General features: G+C 58.2%; 17 protein-coding genes. 8 read left to right on the forward strand and 9 right to left on the reverse strand.

The annotated features are described in order from the left end of the window. The first annotated feature begins 223 nt into the window (after positions 1–223). From PV407_RS26655 to PV407_RS26680, 6 genes are all read left to right on the forward strand, one after another. On the forward strand, positions 224–2,572 hold the full coding sequence (locus PV407_RS26655; RefSeq protein WP_332093040.1) for a helix-turn-helix domain-containing protein: 2,349 nt from the start codon (positions 224–226) through the stop codon (positions 2,570–2,572). Positions 2,573–2,771: 199 nt separating this feature from the next. Then, a complete protein-coding gene (locus PV407_RS26660) occupies positions 2,772–4,325 on the forward strand; it encodes an extracellular solute-binding protein (RefSeq protein ID WP_332093041.1) in 1,554 nt (517 codons plus the stop codon). 91 nt (positions 4,326–4,416) lie between these two features. Next, positions 4,417–5,334 (forward strand): ABC transporter permease, encoded by a 918-nt coding sequence (locus tag PV407_RS26665; protein ID WP_332093042.1) that lies wholly within the window; start codon positions 4,417–4,419, stop codon positions 5,332–5,334. 1 nt (position 5,335) lies between these two features. Further along, a complete protein-coding gene (locus PV407_RS26670) occupies positions 5,336–6,238 on the forward strand; it encodes a carbohydrate ABC transporter permease (protein ID WP_332093043.1) in 903 nt (300 codons plus the stop codon). Between the two features lie 23 nt (positions 6,239–6,261). After that, positions 6,262–7,350: a sialidase family protein gene (locus PV407_RS26675; RefSeq protein ID WP_332093044.1), complete on the forward strand. Its 1,089-nt coding sequence runs from the start codon at positions 6,262–6,264 to the stop codon at positions 7,348–7,350. 55 nt (positions 7,351–7,405) lie between these two features. Then, the gene (locus PV407_RS26680; RefSeq protein ID WP_332093045.1) at positions 7,406–8,131 is read left to right on the forward strand and encodes an SGNH/GDSL hydrolase family protein; all 726 of its coding nucleotides are present in this window, start codon (positions 7,406–7,408) and stop codon (positions 8,129–8,131) included. 82 nt (positions 8,132–8,213) lie between these two features. Here PV407_RS26680 and PV407_RS26685 read toward each other — a convergent pair whose 3' ends face one another. The 5 genes from PV407_RS26685 to bioA form a co-directional block, all read right to left on the reverse strand. After that, on the reverse strand, positions 8,214–9,635 hold the full coding sequence (locus PV407_RS26685; protein ID WP_332093046.1) for a phosphomannomutase/phosphoglucomutase: 1,422 nt from the start codon (positions 9,633–9,635) through the stop codon (positions 8,214–8,216). After that, complete coding sequence (locus PV407_RS26690; protein ID WP_332093047.1) at positions 9,632–10,693, reverse strand: glycosyl transferase; 1,062 nt, start codon at positions 10,691–10,693, stop codon at positions 9,632–9,634. Before PV407_RS26690 ends, PV407_RS26685 begins: the two co-directional genes overlap by 4 nt. After that, the gene (locus PV407_RS26695) at positions 10,674–11,825 is read right to left on the reverse strand and encodes a glycosyltransferase family 4 protein (RefSeq protein ID WP_332093048.1); all 1,152 of its coding nucleotides are present in this window, start codon (positions 11,823–11,825) and stop codon (positions 10,674–10,676) included. The genes PV407_RS26690 and PV407_RS26695 overlap by 20 nt, the downstream gene beginning before the upstream one ends. Further along, positions 11,822–12,862 carry an NDP-sugar synthase gene (locus PV407_RS26700; protein ID WP_332093049.1) on the reverse strand — a complete coding sequence of 347 codons (1,041 nt, stop codon included), beginning with the start codon at positions 12,860–12,862 and terminating at the stop codon, positions 11,822–11,824. The genes PV407_RS26695 and PV407_RS26700 overlap by 4 nt, the downstream gene beginning before the upstream one ends. A gap of 474 nt (positions 12,863–13,336) precedes the next feature. Further along, on the reverse strand, positions 13,337–14,707 hold the full coding sequence (gene bioA, locus PV407_RS26705; RefSeq protein ID WP_332093050.1) for an adenosylmethionine--8-amino-7-oxononanoate transaminase: 1,371 nt from the start codon (positions 14,705–14,707) through the stop codon (positions 13,337–13,339). Between the two features lie 159 nt (positions 14,708–14,866). Here bioA and acpS point away from each other — a divergent pair, with 159 nt between their 5' ends. After that, positions 14,867–15,262 (forward strand): holo-ACP synthase, encoded by a 396-nt coding sequence (acpS, locus tag PV407_RS26710; RefSeq protein WP_332093051.1) that lies wholly within the window; start codon positions 14,867–14,869, stop codon positions 15,260–15,262. Positions 15,263–15,529: 267 nt separating this feature from the next. Here acpS and PV407_RS26715 read toward each other — a convergent pair whose 3' ends face one another. The 4 genes from PV407_RS26715 to PV407_RS26730 all read right to left on the reverse strand — a co-directional run bounded on the left by PV407_RS26715 (position 15,530) and on the right by PV407_RS26730 (position 19,695). Further along, positions 15,530–15,886: a c-type cytochrome gene (locus PV407_RS26715; RefSeq protein ID WP_332093052.1), complete on the reverse strand. Its 357-nt coding sequence runs from the start codon at positions 15,884–15,886 to the stop codon at positions 15,530–15,532. 288 nt (positions 15,887–16,174) lie between these two features. After that, entirely contained in the window at positions 16,175–16,669 is a 495-nt protein-coding gene (locus tag PV407_RS26720) for a metal-dependent hydrolase (protein ID WP_332093053.1), read from the reverse strand. A gap of 400 nt (positions 16,670–17,069) precedes the next feature. Beyond that, on the reverse strand, positions 17,070–18,188 hold the full coding sequence (locus PV407_RS26725; protein ID WP_332093054.1) for a LacI family DNA-binding transcriptional regulator: 1,119 nt from the start codon (positions 18,186–18,188) through the stop codon (positions 17,070–17,072). Between the two features lie 205 nt (positions 18,189–18,393). Further along, complete coding sequence (locus PV407_RS26730) at positions 18,394–19,695, reverse strand: ABC transporter substrate-binding protein (protein ID WP_332093055.1); 1,302 nt, start codon at positions 19,693–19,695, stop codon at positions 18,394–18,396. Between the two features lie 571 nt (positions 19,696–20,266). On the opposite strand from PV407_RS26730, the gene PV407_RS26735 reads away from it, so the two are divergent. Further along, positions 20,267–20,695, forward strand: a complete 429-nt coding sequence (locus PV407_RS26735; RefSeq protein WP_332093056.1) for a hypothetical protein — start codon at positions 20,267–20,269, stop codon at positions 20,693–20,695. The last annotated feature ends 58 nt before the right edge of the window (positions 20,696–20,753 follow it).

The raw sequence follows: 20,753 nt of genomic DNA on the forward strand, positions 1-20,753 counted from the left end.
TGCGGTATGCGCCGCTTTTCTTGAGCGGACAGCGGCATCCGGGCAATTACCGTACGAAACGGCGCTTTCACGGTTGCCTCCTTCCGGCCGATGGGCTACTCTTAGAGTAACGCCATTATTTTGGTCATACCATCATACAGAGGGGGCGGGGCGGCTTGGCGGGAATTGTCATCAGCCCTAATGCAATCGTTTACATCATAACCGGATTCGAGGTGACGCCCGGATGCGCATGAAATGGCTTCATAACGTTCAAACGCGCCATTTTTACTACAAAGTGATCGCCGTTACGCTGATCTTGTCTTTGCTGCCCATGCTCGCAACCAGCATCGTCTATTACCAGAACGTCAAATCCTCCGTCCAGCAGGAGCTGCGCCAGGCCAACGGCAGCTATTTGAACCAGACCGCCAATGCGATGGAAATGATGATCGATCAAATCGGGAACAGCTTTCGGCAGTTGACGCTGGAAGGCACGACGATGCGCCAATTCGAGCTGTTTCCGCGCGGCGCGTACTACGAAATGCTGACGGGGGAGCTGCAGGACGAGGACTTGCCCGCGCTGGAATCTTACTTGAACGGCAAAAAACAGGCGCTAAGCAACTTGCGCGCCTTGAAGCTGTCGAACGAGTTCATCCATTCGGTCTATTACTTCGACAGCGTCAAAAAACTGATCATGACGTCCGATTTGCTGGTGTACGATCCCGACCGCTTCTACGACGAAGGCTGGAACCGGTTCCCGGCCGGCGATCCGGCGCTGCCGATGATTCTCGACATGAGGAGCGCCAAGACGGCGGAGGGCGCCGCCCTGAACGTGATTCCGCTCGTATACAAAACGTCGATCCAAGGAAACGTGCTCGTCATCAACCTCGACGCGGACCAAATTTACGAGAGCTTCGTGCGCAAAACGGGCAGCGAAACGAACCGCCCTTTCTTCGTTTTGTCGTCCGGCGGAAAGCCGATGCTCTACGATTCCGGGAATCCGGTGAACGTCCGGATCGGCAACAGCCCGTTCTGGCAAAAGGAAAACGGCGGCGGGCCGAGCTTTTTCGAGGAGGAGGCGGACGGGGAGCGTCTGTTTGTCACATGGGTCAAATCGGATCGACTCGGCTGGACGTTCGTTTTCGCTTCGCCGCTGGGCGAGTTGTACCGCAGCGTCGACAAGGTCATGAGCATGATCGCGCTGTACAGCTGCGTGCTGGCCTCCGCCGCTTGCCTGCTGGCGCTGCTGCTCGCGCGTCATTTGTATGCGCCGATCCGCCGTATGCTGCAGTTTATCAAAAGCACGGACGACCGCTACGCAAGCGTCGCGACGGGCGAATGGCAGGTGATCCGCAGCAGCTTCGAAGAGGCGTTCGAGGACCGGTGGAGCTTGCGGCACCGGCTCAAGGAAAGCTTGCCGGCCTATAAAGAATCGTTCGTCCGCTCGCTGCTCCGCCAGCATGCGTACGAAAGCGAATATATGAGGGAGCGGCTCGACTATCTCGGCTTCGACATCGAATTGGAGCGTCTGCTGCTGATGGCCGTCATGCCGGAACGCCCGGACGGCCGGCTGGCCGATGCGGAAAGCGAAAGCCTTGACAAGGTGCGCCTGACGGATACGATCGGATCGGTCCTTCCCGCGGACTGGAAACGGATCGTGTGCGAAGCTGCGGACGGGACATTCGTCGTAATCGTCAACGGCGGCCCCGACGCGCTCTCCGACTTGTTCGCCAGCGCGGACCTGTTGATCCGCACGATCGGGGAACGGCTCGGGATCGGCTGCTCCATCGGCATCGGCAAGCCGTGCGCTCACGCGAGCGAACTCGCCGGAGCGTACGCGGAGGCGGTCGAGGCGCTGCGGTACCGGGGAATCGTCGGCACGGGCCAAGTCATTTATATTGAGGACGTCAGGCTGGAAGGGACCGCGCCGCTCCATTATCCGTCCGACAAAGAAGAGGCGCTGAACACGTACATTATGAACGGGGATGCGGAACAGGCGCTGCGGCTTGTCGATCAGATCGTCAGGGAGATCAGCGGGGAGAACGGAAGGGTGCACGTCCGCCAAATCCAATACGCGCTCATGCGGCTCCTCGGCAGCCTGGTCGCGACCTCGGGCCGATCGAACGTCGATCTGTCCGCGCTGGCCGGCGAGAAAAACAACCTGTACGAAACGCTTCTCCATAAAGACGATCTTCAAGAAGCGGTGCAGTGGCTGCGTAAGCTGGTTGCGGCGCTGGCTTCCGGCTTCGGTACGGCTTTCCGGGAGAAAAACAACCGGTACGTCGACCAAGCGGTCCGAATCATCCGCAGCGAGCTCGACAAGCCGCTGTCGCTCGTCCAGATCGCCGACAGGCTTCGTCTCAATCCCTCGTATTTGAGCCGGATTTTCAAGGAACACACCGGGCAATCGTTTACCGATTACATGACGAAAGCGCGTATGGACAAAGGCAAGGAACTTTTGCTCGAAACGGATTTGAAAATCAAGGAAATCGGCGAACGGGTCGGCTATTTGAAAAGCGATTATTTCATCAAGCTGTTCCGCGAATGCGTCGGCATGACCCCCGGCGAGTACCGCAAGGCGCGAAGCGAGCCGTAAAACGTCCATTTGCGGATGCCGCAACGATGACATGCATACCGCGATGATGAGAAAAGTCATCGCGAAGGGGGCCGAGGTCATCGCTGCGGCATTCCCTTGCGGAGCCTCGCGGCCTATACTGGCAATCACAGTGCACTGTGCGTCGTCGCGAAACGCATTGCCGGCATGGTTGAAAACGATTACGAAAGGGGTAGCTTGCATGTTCGACAGAAAGAGGACAATTTCGTTGGCGGCGGCGGCGCTGCTGGCGGGAGCCGTCGCGGGATGCACGTCCGGCAACAAAGGGGAAGGAAAACCGGAAGCGTCCGGAAACGGGACGAATCAGGGCGCCGCCAAAAAAATCGAAAAGGTGTACGTGTACGCCAATTTCGGCAATCTGTCCAGCAGCAACACGGTCAGCAAACCGGAAGCGGTGGAGGAAGTCAAAAAGGTCGTCATGGACAAAATCGGCATCGAAATCGTACCGATCATTCCGCCCAAAGGTTCGGAAGCGGACAAATTGAACGTGCTGCTCGGCTCCAACGAGCCGCTCGATATTTTCGCGGGCTCGATGACGACCCATCAGGCGAACGGGGCCGTCCGGCCGATCGGCGATCTGCTGGACAAATACGGGAGCAACATCCGCAAGCTGTGGCCGGCCGAGTGGAAGACGTCGTGGGAGGCGCTGACCACTTCGGACGGGAAAATTTGGGGGATCCCGACGGGCGCTCCGGTCGCAGGCAACGGCGTGCTTTTGCGCGAAGACTGGTTGAAGAAGCTCAATCTGCAAATGCCGAAGACGATCGACGAATATGAACACGTCCTGAAGGCGTTTAAGGATCAAGACCCTGCGGGCTCCGGCCAGACGATCCCGCTGCTTACCGACCTCGCTTCCTTGAACGGCGGGTTTGCCGCGGGCTTTATGGATATCGGCTACGGCAACTGGGTCGACAAGGACGGCAAAGTGAAACCGCCGCAGCTGCATCCCGGCTACCGCGAGTTTGTCGCCAAAATGGCCGACTGGTACAAGAAAGGCTATATTTTCAAAGAGGCGTTCTCCTCCAACCGGACCCGCCAGATCGAGCTTGTGAAGCAAAACCGCGTCGCCTCGGGCGTCGTATGGAACACGACGATTACCGCGAACGAGTATCTGCTCCGGCAAAACGTCCCGGAAGCGAAGTACGGCGTAGCCGCGGAGCTGAAAGGGCCGGCCGGCAATTTGACGACGCTGGGAGGCGTCAGCACGGGCGGAATCATGATCAATAAGAACGCCAAAAACCCGGAAGCGGCCATCAAGCTGATCGACTGGGTGCACTCGGATATCGAAAATTACTTCACGCTCTTTTTCGGCATCCAAGGCAAACATTGGAAGTATACGGATAAGGAGAAAAAGATGATCGAAGGCTTGAATACCGACTACATGGGGGATTTGATACCGGGATTGACGTTCGCCTATACGGTGCAATACGAGAAAAACGATCCTTCGTTCGGACCGCAGTACGACTTTATCCGGAACTATATTACGAACATGAACCGGGTGAAAAAGACCGGCCTCGCCGATACGGAATACAAGTTCGACGCGAAGACGATCAACGAAAAAGTGCCGACATCCGGAGACATCGCCCGCATGATCGAACAGGAAACGATCAAGTTCATTACCGGGGCCAGACCGATCGGCGAGTACGACAAGTTCGTCGAAGAGCTTGCCAAGGCCGGACTCGACAAGTGGATCGAAGCGTATACGGCGGAATATAACCGGGTAAAGGGCAACTAACGCCGGCAAGCGGAGGGGGGTTCGGCCGGCAGCCCTCCTCCGGGCTTGAATCGGGCCGGCTTTGACGGGAGGAAACGGAGTTGGTCAGCCATTGAATGCAAAGACGTTGCGATTGATCAAGAAGCATAAGCTGCATTATGCGCTTGTCATTCCGGGCATGCTGTATTTTCTTGTTTTTCATTACGGACCGATGTACGGCATTATGATCGCGTTCAAGCAGGTAGCGCCGTTCGACGGCTGGAAGGGCATTTTTTCGGCGGAATGGGTAGGACTGAAACATTTTCGCGATTTCGCTTCATCCTATTATTTTTGGGATATTATGGGCAACACGCTGGCGATCAGCTTTTATCGGATCGTATTCGGCTTTCCGGCGCCGATCCTGCTCGCTCTGCTCATCAACGAGGTGCGGCACGCGGGTTTTAAACGGGTCGTGCAGACGATCTCGTATTTGCCCCATTTTTTGTCGATGGTCATCGTGGCCGGTCTGCTGACGGCTTTGCTGAGCGCGGACGACGGCTTTATCAAGGGACTGCTGCAGCAGTTCGGCGTCGAGCCGATTCCTTTTTTGACCGATTCGGCGTATTTCCGCTCGGTGCTTGTCGTATCGGGCATTTGGAAGGAAGTCGGCTGGAGCACGATCATTTATTTGGCGGCCATCGCCGGCATCGATCAGCAGCTGTACGAGGCGGCGAAAGTCGACGGAGCGGGACGCTTCAAGCAAATCTGGCATATTACGCTCCCCGGCATCAGCCACATCGCGATCATTTTGCTCATTTTGTCGATCGGCCATATAATGGATGCCGGCTTCGAGCAAGTGTTTCTGCTCTATTCGCCGCCGGTGTACGAGGTCGCCGACATTATCGATACGTACGTGTATAGGAAAGGGCTCGTCGAGGTCAACTATTCGTTCGCTTCCGCGGTCGGCTTGTTCAAATCGGTGATCGCGCTCGTCCTCGTCGTAGGCACGAACTATTTGGCCAAAAAATTCGGGCAGGAGGGGATCTGGTAGCATGAAGCCGAAAACGGCCCGAAGACGTCCAAGCGGCGGCGAAGCTGCCTTTCAGACGTTCAACTACGCGTTCCTCGTTCTGTTGTCGCTGGCGTTCGTCGTTCCTTTTCTGGCGATCGTCTCAACGTCGTTCGTCGGGGAAAGCGAGCTGATCCGGAGGGGGAATTTCATCCTGATCCCGGAGCGGCTCGATTTTAGCGCCTACAAGGTGCTGCTGTCGGAAGGCTCGATGCTGTATCACGCCTACGGGATTACGTTTCTGCGGGTCGTCGTCGGCACGGCGCTCAACCTGCTGTTCACGTCGATGCTCGCGTACGGCTTGTCCAGAAAAGATATGCCGGGGCGCAACGGGTTCATTACGATCGTGTTCATTACGATGCTGTTCGGCGGCGGCTTGATTCCGACCTATTTGCTGCTCAAGTTTCTGCATTTGACCGATACGTTCTGGGTCATGATCGTGCCCGGACTCATCAGCGCCTGGAACCTGCTGATCATGAAAAACTTTTTCGCGCAAATTCCCGAAAGCTTGATCGAATCGGCGACGATCGACGGGGCGAGGCCGCTGACCGTTCTTGCGCGCATCGTCTTTCCGCTCAGTCTGCCTACGTTCGCGACGATCGGTTTATTTTACGCCGTCGGGCATTGGAACGCCTGGTTCGACGCCACCATTTACATCAACGATCCGAACCTGATGCCGGTGCAGGTGCTGCTGAGACGGATCGTGCTGTCTTTCTCCAGCCAGGATCTCGATGCGGAGATGCTGAACGGGGTGGCCGACAAACCGACGGCGCAAAGCTTGCGGGGTGCGATGATCGTGGTGACGACGTTGCCGATTTTGTTCGTTTATCCGTTTCTGCAGAAGCATTTTGTGAAAGGCGTATTGACCGGCTCGCTGAAGGGCTAATCAACCGAAGGAGTGGAGAACGTATGGAGCAGTTGGGCAAGATCGTATTGGATTTGCGTCCCGGACCGGGAAATCCGCGAAACAGCGAAGGGGCTTTCCTGGAGCTCCGGGACGGCAGGCTGATGTTCGCCTACAGCCGGTTTACCGGCGATTCCGCCGACGATTATGCGAAAGCGTGCATCGCGGTGCGCTATTCGTCCGACGGAGGCGATTCGTGGACGGGCGACGCCGTCATCGCGCAGCCGGAAGATCATGACGCCCGCAACGTTATGAGCGTATCGCTGCTGCGGATGCGCAACGGGGATATCGGGCTGTTTTATTTGCTGCGCTACGGCTGGCACGATATGCGGCTGCATGTGCGGCGCTCGTCGGACGAAGGCGCGACATGGGGCGAGCCGGTATGCTGCGTGCCGGCCATGGGCTATTATGTGACGAACAACGACCGAGTCGTCCGGCTTTCGTCCGGCAGGCTGGTCGTCCCGGCAGGCTATCACCGGATGAAAACGGGCGATACCGAATGGGGGAAATTCGACGGCCGTTCGATTACGTTTTTCTTCCTGTCCGACGACGACGGGGCGACTTGGCGCGAAGCGCGAAATTTTGTTTCGATCGGCTCGCCGAATTCGCGCAGCGACATGCAGGAGCCGGGCTTGATCGAGCTGGCGAACGGCACGCTCTGGGGCTGGGCGCGCACCGATCTCGGCTGCCAGTACGAGACGTTCTCCCATGACGGGGGCGAGTCGTGGAGCGCGCCGATGCCGTCGGCCTTCACTTCGCCGTGCTCGCCGCTGTCCATGAAGCGCAATCCGCGAAGCGGCGAGCTGCTCGCCGTATGGAACCCGATACCGGCCTACAATACGCGCAAGCTGGAGAAGCACAGCTGGGGCCGGACGCCGCTGATCGGAGCGGTCAGCAAGGACGAGGGCCGGACGTGGAGCGGCCACTTCGCGGTTGAACGGGAAGAGGACGGCAACGGCTGCTGCTACGTCGCGATTCATTTTACCGGCAGCGCCGTGCTGCTTGCGTATTGTGCGGGCGAGGCCGAGGACGGCATTTGCCTGACGAGGCTGAAGATACGCAAAATCGCGCTTTCCGAGCTGCACGGCGAATAGGCATTGACCGGCATAGGCGGAGGGCCGGGATAAGGAGAAAGATAGGTGAAGAACCGTGGGTGTTGGAAAAAAGCCGGCGGAGATCGGCGGGAGCCGCTATTGGAAGAGCAGGCTGATGAACGGGGAACCGGTTACGGTAGTGGCGTATGGCGACAGCTGGACGTACGGCAGCGTAGCCGAAGGATGGTATGAGGCGAAGGACGCGGGAATGAATGCGGAGCTCATTCACGGCTCGTGGGTTCTGAAGCTGAGAAGGCATCTGCAGAGCCTGAATCCTAAGGCGGTCGTCCATAATTGCGGTAAGGGAGGATGGACGAGCGCTAATGGGTCGGATTCGTTCGAACGGAACGTCGGCTCGTTGCGGCCGGACCTGCTCGTCCTCAATTTCGGCATTAACGATTGGAAAAGACCGGTACCGTTGAACGACTACCGGGCCAATATGGAGCGGATGCTAACCCGTGCGGAGGAGCTCGGCATCGCATGCCTGCTCTGGACGTCGGGCCCGTTATCCACTATGTCCGGACAAACGTACGGCTGGACCGAGCCGGTAGCCGACGCAGCATTTCCCGCCACGTTTGACCGTTTCAACGACAGCCTGCGGGAATTTGCGGCCGCACGCGGCATTCCGCTGGCCGATGCCGAACGGGAGATCGTAGCGGAGTGGCGATCGGGCACGGATATTTCGGGTTGGTTTTTCGACGCGATCCACTTTACCCAGCAAGGCCATGACCGCATCTTCGACTGTATCAGAAGGACGATTGCAAGTATCGAGTCTTGTTAACGGGACCGTGCCCTAAGGCGGGCGTCGCCGACCGGTTTGAGGCCGCCCGCCTTGCACGGCAGTCGCTCCTTTTCCGCAAGGATTACCATTCGACGGCCAACCGCGGGGAAGCGGCGCGCAGCGCCTTCTCCAGCTCCGACTTGATTCGCTTCAGCCCGGCGTCCGTATCCCCTTCCGCCCGCAGCACCAGAATCGGCTGCGTGTTCGAGCTGCGGACAAGTCCCCAGCCTTCGGGGAAAAGCACGCGGACGCCGTCGACCTCGACCGTCTCATAGCGGCCGGCGAAGTAAGCTTTCACCTTCTCGATGATGCGCAGCTTTTCGTCGTCGCGGCACGGGACTCTCGTTTCGGGCGTTGCGACATACCGGGTAACGTCCGCGAACAGCTCCGATAACGGTTTATCCGCCCCGGACAAAATCCGGAGCAGCCTGCCGGCCGCATACAAAGCGTCGTCGAAGCCGTAATATTCGTCCCGGAAAAACAGATGGCCCGACATTTCGCCGGTAAACGGCGCATTCAGCTTGCGCATGCTTGCTTTAATATGGGAATGTCCGGTCCGGTGAAAGACGGGACGGCCGCCCAGCTTTTCGATTTCCTCCACGAGCGCCTTCGAGCATTTGACCTCGACCAGAGCGTCGCAGCCGGGGTAGCTCGGGAGAATTTCGCGCCAGAACAAAATCATCAGCTGATCGCCCCATAAGATGTTCCCGCGCTCGTCGACGACGCCGAGCCGATCGCCGTCTCCGTCGAAGGCAATGCCGATGTCCGCTTGTTCCCGTTTCACGGTGCCGATCAAATCGGCCAAATTGCGAGGATCCACCGGGTCCGGATGGTGGTTGGGGAAATCCGGATCCGACTTGCAGTACAGCTCCACAACGTCGCAGCCCCAGTTTCTTAACGCTTTCGGGGCGAACGGGGAAGGGGTGCCGTTCCCGCAATCGACGACGACCTTCAACGGTTTCGGGCCGAGCTTGATTTTGTCCGCCAGCATGCTCAGGTAAGGCTCCTCGATATCCTCCCGCCGGATCAGGCCGGCGCTTATGCCGAAGCTGTCCGGAAGCTCCTGTTCCTCCGCGAGCCGGACCATTCTTTTGCGCAAATCCTGTATGGCGTCGCCGTAGAGGGTCGTGTAATCCATCGCGATTTTAAAGCCGTTTTCGTCCCCCGGGTTATGGCTGGCGGTAATCATAATGCCGCACGGCTGTTTGAACCATTCGAGCGCATAGTAAAACATGGGCGTCGTTACTTCGCGGATATCGATGACGGTGCAGGACGATTGCTGCAAGCCGGAAACGAGCGCGCGGTGGAAGTCGGGAGACGATTTGCGGTTATCGTGACCTACGACGACGGCGGCGAATCCCGCCGCCTTCGCCTTCTCGCCGAACGCGCGGCCCAGCCAATAACAAAACGGAAGATCGATATCCTCGTAGGCTTTGCCGCGAATATCGTATTCGCGAAAGACGCGGGCGGGGATAGCAGAACGTTTCGTTTGCGCAAGCTTCATGTTCCTTCACCTCTTCTAGTGTCAGCATTGAGTTTGGCATAGACGGCTTCCGTCAACAAATACGAGAGGACGGACTCGGCCCCTTGGTTCAGATTCGGTCCGTTTTCGGTCAAGCCGTCGAAGCAGCCGCCGTTTCCCGGATCGACCATCGCCGCTCCGGCGTCGTTGTCGCCGTGAAACCAGCTTCTGCATTTGGCGACAATGTCGGCATAGGAGGGGGCTCCCGTGATTTCGTAAGCTTTGGAAGCGGCCAGCGCCAGCTTCATCACGTCGACGGGCTGTTGATCCCAGATCGCCCTATATTCGGGCGTGCACCATCCTTTGTTTCCGACGGGACGAATATGCCCCCGATCGTTAACCGACAGACGAATGAGAAAATCGAGGCTGTCGATCGCCATCGCCAACAGGTCGTCCCGTTTTAAAACTTCGTACGCGCAGAGCAGCCCCCACGGCAAAATCCCGTTGCTGTAGACCAGGATCGGTTCGAACCAATGCCATCCCGGTTTCGCGTGACGCTCGTAGCCGTCCGTCAATCGTGAAGCCAGCTTCTCGATCCGCGGCACGAGAGGCTCCGGAAAAGCATGGCGAACGAGCAAGCCGAAAGCGGAAAGGGCGTAAGCCCAGCCGCGCGGGGACCGCATCCGTTCCGCCTGGGGCAGAGCCTTGACGAACATGGCCTCGGCGGCCATCCGCCGTTCCCGTTCCTTGAGCTTCGTCATCGCCAGCGCGCAAGCCCACAGGCAGCGCCCGAGACAGTCGTCGGAAGCCGTTTCGTCCTCCTTCGTTCGTTCGAACGCATAATTGTTGTGAAAACGGCCGTTTTCCTGCTGGGCCCAGAGCAGGAAAGCCAAATACGTATCGATCAGCGGCTCCAGCGCGGCCGCGTCTTCTTCGCCGCCGAGCTCGACCCATTCCAGGCAGGCCCAGAGCGCTCTGGCCTGGTCGTCGGTGCTGTAGCCTTCCTTGCGGCGGGGAATCGAACCGAGAGCGTGTTCGACAATGCCGGTTTCGTCCGTCAGCTTGATCAGATGCCCGAAATTAACCGGTGACGGACTCAAGCCGGCTCACCTCGGAGAACAGCTCCTCGTGCAGCATGCCGACCTTCGGCCAATGCATCGATTTCCCCAGCTTTTCGATTTTTTTCACCCAATCCCGGAGCAATACGTCGTTTCGGAGAAGGGAGACGATTTGTTCCGCCCACGCCCGGTCGTCCTCGAACGGGATCAGCAGCTCGCGGTAATCGCTCAGCAAATCCTGCGCATAGCTGTATGGGGTGGACAGCACCGGGCGGCCCAGGCCGACCGCGTAAGCGAGCGTTCCGCTCGTAATCTGCTGCATGCCCGGATAAGGCGTCGCGTACAGATCGCAAGCCATAATATGTTTGACGAGCTCCGCTTCCTCCATGTACTTGTCGATCATGACCGCATGTCCGGTTATCCCGCTGTCTCGAATGAGCCCGGACAATTGCTCCCGGTACCGTTCGCCCTCGTGTTTTTTGACCTCGGGATGGGTTTGGCCGACGATCGCGTACAGAACGTTCGGAACGTGCCGGGCGATTTCGGGCAGCGCCTTCAGGATCAGCTCGATCCCTTTGCCCCGGCTGAGCAGGCCGAACGTCATCACGACCTTCCTGTCGTGCCAGCCGAGCTGCTTCCTGTACTTTTGCCGTTTGTCGGCGTCAGGCTCGGGCGTTCCGTGCGGAATGAAGCATATTTTTTCGGTCGGGATCCCGAAGGATCGGTTCAAAAACGAAACCGCCATCCGGTTCATGACGACGATCCGGGCGCTTTTCTCCGCGATCTCCCGCTGGATGTCGGCATAAGGGGGCTTCGGGTTTTCGAAAACGGTATGGAAAGTCGTCACCAGCGGTTTTTTCAAATTCCGCACCAAATGCAAAATAAATTGGCCCGCTTCGCCGCCGAATATGCCGAATTCGTGCTGGAGGGATACGACCCCGATATCCGAGCGGTTGATTTTTCCGGCCATCTTGACGTAATCGTCGGGATCGTTGCGCCTGATCGGCCACAGCAGGGGATCGCCGCCGAAGTCCGTCTCCGCGTCGTGAAGCGCGACGACCGGGTCTTTCCTTTTCGGGTCGCCGGCATGGACGGATTTTCTTAAATGATACGTATAGGTGGCCAGCCCGCATTTCTGCGGCACGTACGTGCTGACGTAGGCGATTCTGCTCATCCTTGGATCACTCCGTTCCGGTTCATGACCGCTTCGTACAAAATGTGCCTGGAGCCGAGCTCCAGATCGTAGCCGAAGATGCAGTTTTTCAAATGCGTCCCGTCGTTCACCTTGCACCGGTCCCACATAATCGTGTCCGAGCAGCGGACGTGCTGGCGGAGGATGCATCGATTGCCGATAACGACATTCGGACCGATGACGGAACGATCGCCGATTTTCACGTAATCTCCGATCAATACCGGGGGGACGAGCAATACGCCCGCTCCGATTTCGCAATGGTCGCCGACCCAAATCCCGTTCTCGTTTTCCCGTCCCCGAATGGGCAGGCTGTACTCGCGATTCAACAAATCCCAATGGATTTTGCGGTACCGTTCGTTCGTCCCCATGTCCATCCAATACCCGGATACGGTTTTGCCGTAAACGCCGACCTGCTTTTCGATCAGCAAAGGGAACGTTTCGCGTTCTATGGAGACTTCCCGATTGGCCGGAATGCAGCTCAGCACGCTTTTGTCCATCACGTAAATTCCGGCGTTGATTCGGTTCGAGGGAGCTTCGCCTATTCGGGGCTTCTCCACAAAACGCAATATTCGTCCGTATTTGTCCTGCTCGACTACCCCGTAATGGGAAGGGTCGTCCACTTCCGTCAAGCCGATCGTCACCGCCCCGCCGTGGCCGTTGTGGAATTCCAGCAGAGGGAGCAGGTCGATGGCGTGCACGATATCCGCGTTGACGACGATAAATCGCTCGTCGAGATACCGCTCCGCATTTTTGATGGCTCCGGCCGTTCCGAGCAGCGTTTCTTCGACGGCATACCGGATGGATACGCCCAGCTTTTCTCCGCTGCCGAAGTAATTCCGTATTTGATCCGGATAATGCTTGAGCGCGATAACGAAGTTCCGGATCCCCTGGTCTTTCAATTGAACGATCAGATGCTCCAGCCACGGCCGGTTGGCGACCAACGCCATCGGCTTGGGCAGCTGTTCCGTCAGCGGGCGCAGTCTCGTTCCGAGTCCTCCGGCAAGCAGCAATGCATTCATTCAACATCAGCCTCCCCAAAAAATTAGAAAAAAAAGAAGCATTTCGTACCCCGGGATCTTCACGCCTTTCGGTCAAAGAAATTTTCGAAATACGCGGTTCCCGAAGCAACGCTACGCATTACGGAAATTTGTTTGCGGACAAAAGCTTGTCCGGTAAAAATCGGCAGGTTGAAATTCTTCTCTCATTTGTAATGATTCGGGAGTCGAACTTGGAAGACTTCATCCCTCCTTCCTTCGGATGACCGCGGTCCGCCTGTTATCACTCGATGGAAGTGAGTGCTGATAATATTGTATCGATGCGTGCCGGAAACGATCAAGGAAACGCAGCGCGCAAATTGTTCGATTATTCGCAAAATAGACGGGTTGAAACCGTTTTTGCTGCATGTTGCTCTTCGTTTCTCGCATTCTCGTATTGCTGAGGGCGCGCAAAACGTATAACGCCCCGGCCGAAGCCGAGCCGGGGCGGTGCCGGTCTCACCGGTAGCCGAGCCGATCGAGCACGCGGCATGTCCGGTCGACGATGTCGCGAAGCTGCTCGGCCGTCGTGCAGTGAGGCAGCCAATAATAAATCGTATCCCCGAGCGGGCGCAAAATCAGCCCTTCCTTCAGCGCCTCCAAGTAAAGGTTGTAGCCTCTTCGCTGGGCGGACGGGTAGGGCCGGCCGGTCTTCGGATCTTCGACCAGATCGAAGGCGGCGACCATGCCGAGGCAGCGCACGTTCGCCACGTGCGGGCAGCTTTCGAAAAGGCGCGCTTGCTCGCGCAGCAGCCCGGCCGTCGTCCGTACGCGGTCCAGCACGCGCTCCTCCTCGAACAGACGCAGGCTTTCCAGCGCGACCGCGCAGGCGAGCGGGTTGCCGGTGAAGCTGTGGCCGTGGAAAAACGTTTTTTGCGTCTCGTAGTCGTCGTAAAACGCCTCGTAAATGTCGTCCGTGCACAGCGTGACGGCGAGCGGCATCATGCCGGCGGTCAGCCCCTTCGACAGGCAGAGCAGGTCCGGGGCGACGCCGGCGTGCTCGCAGGCGAACATCGTGCCCGTGCGGCCGAAGCCGACCGCCACTTCGTCGGCGATCAGATGCACGCCGTAGCGCGTACACAGCTCGCGCAGCCCGGCGACGTATTCGGCGGGGTGCATGAGCATGCCGCCGGCGGCCTGGATCATCGGCTCGACGATCAGCCCGGCGATTTCGTCCGCGGACGCCTCGAGCAGACGGCGCGCCGCGTCGAGCGCTTCGGCCGTCGCCTGCGCGGCGGCGTCCGGAGTCGGCCTTCCGTCCGCCCATTGCCGGATGCGCGGGGCGGGCAGCCGGAAGGCGTCGAACAGCAGCGGCCGGAACGTGGCGTGAAACAGCTCGACGCCGCCTACGCTGACGGCGCCGAGCGTGTCGCCGTGGTAGCTGTTTTCGAGGAAGGCGAACTTCGTCTTCCGCGGCTTGCCGACATGCCGCCAATATTGGAACGACATTTTGAGCGCGACCTCCACCGCCGTGGAGCCGTTGTCCGAGTAGAACGCTTTGCCGAGACCGGGCGGCGCGATGCCGACCAGCTTGTCCGCCAGCTCGATCGCCGGCCGGTGCGTGAAGCCGCTGAACATAATATGGTCGGTCTCCTCCAGCTGGCGGGCGATCGCCTGCTTGATGCGCGGATGTCCGTGGCCGTGCACGTTCACCCACCAGGACGAGACGGTGTCGTAGTAGCGGTTGCCGTCGGCGTCGTACAAGTAGATGCCCTCGGCTTTTTCGATGAGCAGATGATCTTGGCGGGCGTAGTCTTTCATTTGGGTAAACGGGTGCCACACCCGCAGTCGGTCTTTGTGCAAAAGCTCGCGCTTCGTTGCTTGGTCCATGACGATTCTCCTTTGCCGGCGAATGGATGCGGATATCGATCGATCGGGATATTGGACATATGGCCGCAATCCCTTATAATATAGCCTATTAGCACGGGAAACGTAAGCGTCCGGCGCGGCGGACGAGGGCGTTACGCGGAAAGGACGGGGATCGGTCGCATGATCGCAGGGGTCGGAATCGATTTGCTGGATATCGAGCGGGTCAGGCGGCTGCTCGAACAGCCGCACGGGGCGCGCTTCGTGGAGCGGGTGTTGACGCCGGAGGAGCGCGAGCTGGCCGGGCGGCGCGGTCGCGCCCGTTTGGCCGAATTCGTGGCCGGACGGTTCGCCGCCAAGGAGGCGGTCGTCAAGGCGCTCGGCTGCGGCATCGGGCGCGAGGTCGGCTTTCAGGACATCCGCATTTTGCCGGACGATTGCGGCAAGCCGGAATGCCGGTTGTCCGACGCCGCCTGGGTGCGGCTCGGCCGGTCGCGGCCGCTGCGCCTCCATCTCAGCATCACCCACTCGGCCACGACAGCCGGCGCCTATGCCGTAGCGGAGACGGAGGGCATGTAGGGACGCGGGAGCGGTGGAGTAGCGCTCCTTGGAGCATTAATCCGCGTGAAAGTGGCGAAACCGCGCCGGATAATGCTCCTAAGAGCGTTATTGCCGGGGAATAGCGGCGCGACGAGAGAGAAGCGGGGCAGATCGTGCTCCACGGTGCATTGCTGAGTGCTGCAAGAAGCGCAGCTGCTCTTGCGTCAAAGCGACCGGCGTCAAACGACGACGCGGCTGATTGTATCAGCCGCGTTGCTTTACGCGCCGGGCTTTGCCGGTTCAAGCTTACTTTTTCGCGGCGAGCCAGTCGGCCAGCGTTCCGATTTCCGCTTCGTTCAAACTGCCTTTGAAGCCGGGCATTCCGTTTCCGCCCTTCTCGATTTGCGTCGCGATCTGCTCGCGGGTAAGCTTGCCGCCCACCTTGGTCAAATTCGTGCCCGGACCGATGCGGCCCTGCAGCTGATCGCCGTGGCACGAGATGCACTGCTTCTTGTACAGCGCTTCGGCGTTGCCGCCCGCTACGGCCGTTGCCTCGCCGGCGCCCGTTTTCGTTTCCCCGTTTCCGCCTCCCGCTCCGCAACCGGCCATCACGGCCGACGCAAGCAGGAACGTCGCGGCAATTCCCGTCATTCGCGCTTTCATCCGCATTCATCTCCCATTCCTTCTTGTTACGCCCATCTTAGCATATTCGGCGCTGCTGCCGGATTATGGATATACGACGTCCGCATGAACTTTGTGCGAAACTTTCGTGACAACGATCCCGCACCGCGTTCTTCGCCGATTCGACCATGCAATCCGCGCTTCTCCGTTACGCCAACTTATCCCGGTTCAGCGGGACCGGGGCGTGTCCTAACCGGGCAGCGCCACGAAACCCCGAAGCGGCATCGAGCCGGTACAATTGCCGGGACCGTCCGCTCACTGTCCCTTCGCCTAAAACCAAATCGTCGAAATCGGGATCCACAAGCTGACCAGTAGGACGATCCAACGGAACGCCGTTTCGCTCGCCGAGCCGGTGTCGATCGCGATAAACTTCGGAAGCAGTCGTATTTTGCCTTTGATCGGCCAAAACAGCTGCACGCCGTTCTCGTTAAGCAGATCGATCGCCGTATGGGAAGCGTAGGCGGTGACGAACACCCAGTAATACAAAGCGGGCAATGGCGAAGCGGCAAGGGCCAAAGCCGCGATAAACAGGGCGGAGTGGGTGAGCGTGCGATGGCGGACATGCAACAGCTTCAGAAAAGCCGACAGCGGAAACAGCACCTTGGCCATCGTCGACCCCGGCTTGTCGACGTCGGCGAGCGTTCCGGCCAAACAGCCGAGCAGGATCGCACCGGCGGCTTCCCACGACAAAAAAGGAACGCCTTGGCGGACCAGTATGATTTCGGCGGCAACGAGCCCTGCCGCGCTGTGCGTTTTTTGCAGCAAAACGGTTCTCTCCTCATCGATGCGATAAATAAATGCGAATGGGCAATTATACCGAATTGTATTGTACCATATTACAGCGAACGTGTGTTCTTTTTTGTGGAAATTAATACAGTTAAAAGTTTCGGAGCACACCGTTATGGCATAGCGCATTCGTGCCGTACCGCTACGTTTCTTGGTTAACGATGCGATGCTTTAACGAGGTTGAACATTCTTAATGCGGCTCCGAGATAGGGGGGACGTCTTGAAGGAGCAAGTCCGATTGCCGCGAGTCGGTAAAAGGTTAAGCGTCCATCGGGACCGCTATGTCGGCGCATAAACAAAAATCCCGCCGCAGCGGGCATCCTTCAAGCCCGTGCGATAGCGGGATTCGCCTCGCATCGAATCGAACGCGCGCGCCGGGTTACGGTCCCGGCGCTTTTCCGGTCGTGCCTCGCTCCAAAAGCTTGACCGGCACGAGCACTTTCTCCGGAGCCGGCTTCGTACCGTTCAGCCAATCGACGATAATTTCGGCGGCTTTGCGCCCGATCTCGTAAAACTGCTGCTCGACGGTCGTCAAAGGCACGATCAAATGCTCCGTCACCGGGTTGTTGTCGAAGCCGACGATCGAGAAGTCGTTCGGAATGCGCAGCCCCGCGTCCAGGAACCGGTTCAGCATGTTGGCGGCGACGAGATCGTTTTCCGTCTGCACGGCCGTTATCCCGTCGCTTAAATACGATTCGAGCAGCTCCGCGTAAAACCGGTCGACGCCGACTTCGTCCCGGTACGGTCTCATATGCAGCCGCACGTGACGGCTGTCGACGGGAATGCCGTGATCCTTCAAAGCTTGGCAATATCCGAAGTAACGGTCGCGAACCGAGGAAGTCGATTCGATGCTGAAGCCGGACAAAAATCCGATTTTGCGGTGGCCGAGCTCGACGAGGCGGGAAACGGCTTTGTAGGTGCCGTCGAAGTTGTCCGAAACGACGGAAACGAGCGGCAGGCTGTCGTAATATTTGTCGATCGTCACGATCGGGTACTCGTACAAATAAAGCCTGTGCAGCACGTCGTAGTTCGAAAGATCGTTGCGCGGATACAAAATGATCGCCGCGATGCCGTCTTTCGCCAGCGTCTCCAGCAGGCTGCGCTCTTTCTGCGAGTCGTAATCGCTTTGGTGGATGCTCAAATAGTACCCGTTGGCGTTAAGCCATTCCGAGGCGCCGCGAATATATCCCATCGTCCCGCGGTCCGCTTCCGTCGGCAAAATGAGCGAAACCATGCTGCCCGCCGCGTCCGACCGGCCGTCCGACGGCGAGCGCCGGATCGATTTGACGAAGCTGCCGCTCCCTTTGATCCGGTAAATGTACCCGTCGCGTTCCAGCTCCTCGAGCGCCCGCCGCGTCGTGATGCGGCTTACCCCGAACCGCGCGCCGAGATCCGCTTCCGTCGGCAGCTGGTCTTCCGGTTTGTAGTCCCCGGATGAAATTTGCTTTTTCAGCTCATCGACAATGAGGCTGTAAAGCGGTTTGCTGTCTTTGGTCAAGTTCGCCCTCATCCTATCTGGCGGCCGTTTTTCGCCTTGCTTGTCCGTACTTGTTTATGTACTTAAATTATATCGTTTTCGGCTTCCCGTTGTAAATTCGGAGTCCGCTTGAGGCGGGCGTTTTTTCGCCCGGGCTTCGCTTGTCCGGAAGGACAGGAAAGGAGACCGCGGCGCGTCCTGCGTCGCAGTCTCCCGAGTCGTCCCGTTATTTCGCGCTGCCGCCCTCTTTCTCGGCGATTTTCAGGTTGATTTTTTCCTCCGCCTCCCGCAGCACCGTGTTCAAGTCTTTTCCGCCGGAGACGACGTCTTTGAGCGCGTCGTTGATCGCGCCCATGCCGATGCTGTCGTACTTGGTCGGGACGAACGATTTCGCCGGCTTCGTCTTGTAAATCGCCTGCAAATTTTTCCCTTTGGCGAAGTCAAGGTCGGCGCCGAACGCATCGCGAATGCTTTGATCCTTCAAAATGCTGAGCTTGCCTTGCCTGGAAATGCTCATCTGCACTTCGTCCGACGTAACGGTGGCGATGACGAGGAACGCTTCGTCCTTATGCTTGCTCGTGCCGGCGATCGACATCATGTGCTGATCGTTGCGCAGCGCGATGCCCGGCGCCTCCGGCCAAGTCGGATAAGTGACCATGTCCCAGTTGAAATCGGGGTATTTGTACAAATTGCCCTCGAACAAAATGTTGTTCGAAGCGAGCATCGCCAGCCGCTGCTCCTTCACGAACACGTCGTTGGCTCCGCCGTGGTAGGTGATTTGATCGTTGCCGGGAATTTGCCGGATTTTCGCCATGAAGCCGAGCACCTTTTTCCACGATTCGGTATTGACGAGCGCCTTCTTCGTAGTCGGATCGACGTACGGCAGCGACAATTGCGACGCCGGCCGCTCGGTCACGTTCGGCTCGAGTCCGCGGTACTGCACGCCGCCTTCCATTCTCGTAAGCTTTTTGGCGAGCTCGTACGCTTCGTCCCAGGTGATGCCGTCCTTCGGATACGGAACGGCGAATTTATCGAAGATGTCCTTGTTGTAATAAAGCGCGGAAAAATGCCGGGTATACGGGAGCCCGACCAGCTCATCCATTTGGGTGGCCGCCTTGACCGCGTCGAGCGCTTCGGGCTCGAAACGGTTCAAATCCATCCGATGCTTCTTGATCATCTCCGTCAAAGGGTACGTCAAGTTCAAATCGAGATACGTCTGCATGCCTCCGATGTTGTGATGAACGACAATATCCGGAGTGTCTCCGGCTCCGACACGCTCGGTCAAGCCTTTTCCGTTGCTTTTCTGGATCGTGATCCAAGGATATTTCTTTTGCACGGGCTGGGTAATGTAGCGGTCGAAATCTTCGTCCGTCAAAAATCCGTTGCTGAACGAAATCGTGACGGGGTCGCGCTTTTCCGAAGCGACGGCGGCTCCCGGCTCGCCGGCTCCCGGATTCGCCGGTTTCGCGCATCCGGCGATAAAGCCGGCGAGCATGACGACGGACAACCAGGCAATTCCTCTTTGCATAACATTCCTCCGTTTCTTGTTCGAGATAGGGACAGTCGCTCGCGCTGGGCGATCGGCCGCTGCTGCGCTTCGGCCGGCGATAACGGCGACGGGCGGCGGAGCCTCCCGTCGGCCGAGACGAATCGTATGTCGGATGATGCCGCTTGCGGCAACACCTCCTTCATCAAAGATCGGGCGGAACGATCGGGTATAGGTTATGCGCTTTCTCAACAAGATGTCGGGAATCGGTATGCTGCGGAAATCGACAAGCGGGTATGCGATGGTTGGAAGCGGAGCTTGGCATAAGACAAATACTCTTCAAGAAAGCGCATTCATCTTTATTTGTTATAACACATTTTAGAAAAGGTCGCTCGATATGTCAATGCAAATTGGCGACAAACGGAGCCCGGATGCATCAAGATGTCGCGATCTTTCATCATGATCGGTTTGGATCGTTGAATGTGTTATGACAAATTTCGTCATGAGGCAAAAAAAGAGAACCTGACGGCAACGGGCCGCAGGCTCTTCCAGCGATCATTTATATGAAAAAAGGGGGTTAACTCCAAGTATAGGCGGGCAACCTTAAAGAAACATGAAAACGATATTTCAGTTCTGTTACATCTGTTTTGCCGTTTTGTTTCGCGAAGAAAACGAAAAGCGGAACGAGACGGACGGCGGCGCTTCCGGCGCCGATTTTTACGACGGAAGCATCATGTGCGATTTCGCCCGGGACCGGACGCGTTTTTGCGATTTCGATCTTTATGCGAAAGGGCCGTTCGTGCTGCAAGCGGAACGCATTTTCGGCTCGAGCCGGTTTATGGCGCCGGAGGAATTCGTGAAAGGAAGCTTGATCGACAATCGAACGAACGTGGTTGCGATGGGGGCGGCCGCGTTCGTCTTTTTGGCGGGCGGACGGCGCGAGCGGGAAGCGTGGAGGCGACGACCGTCTGTACGGGGTTGCGCGGAAGGCGGCTTCGCCGGACCGGGAGAGCCGATACGGCAGCGTGGGCGAGTTTCGTAAGGCGTGGGAAGTTGCTTTGGCGCCGTGAATTTGTTATAAAGCGGGAAGAACCGCAAAC

Origin of the sequence: Paenibacillus sp. GYB003 (assembly GCF_036577625.1) — a bacterium.
In the GTDB taxonomy this organism is placed as follows: domain Bacteria; phylum Bacillota; class Bacilli; order Paenibacillales; family NBRC-103111; genus Paenibacillus_AB.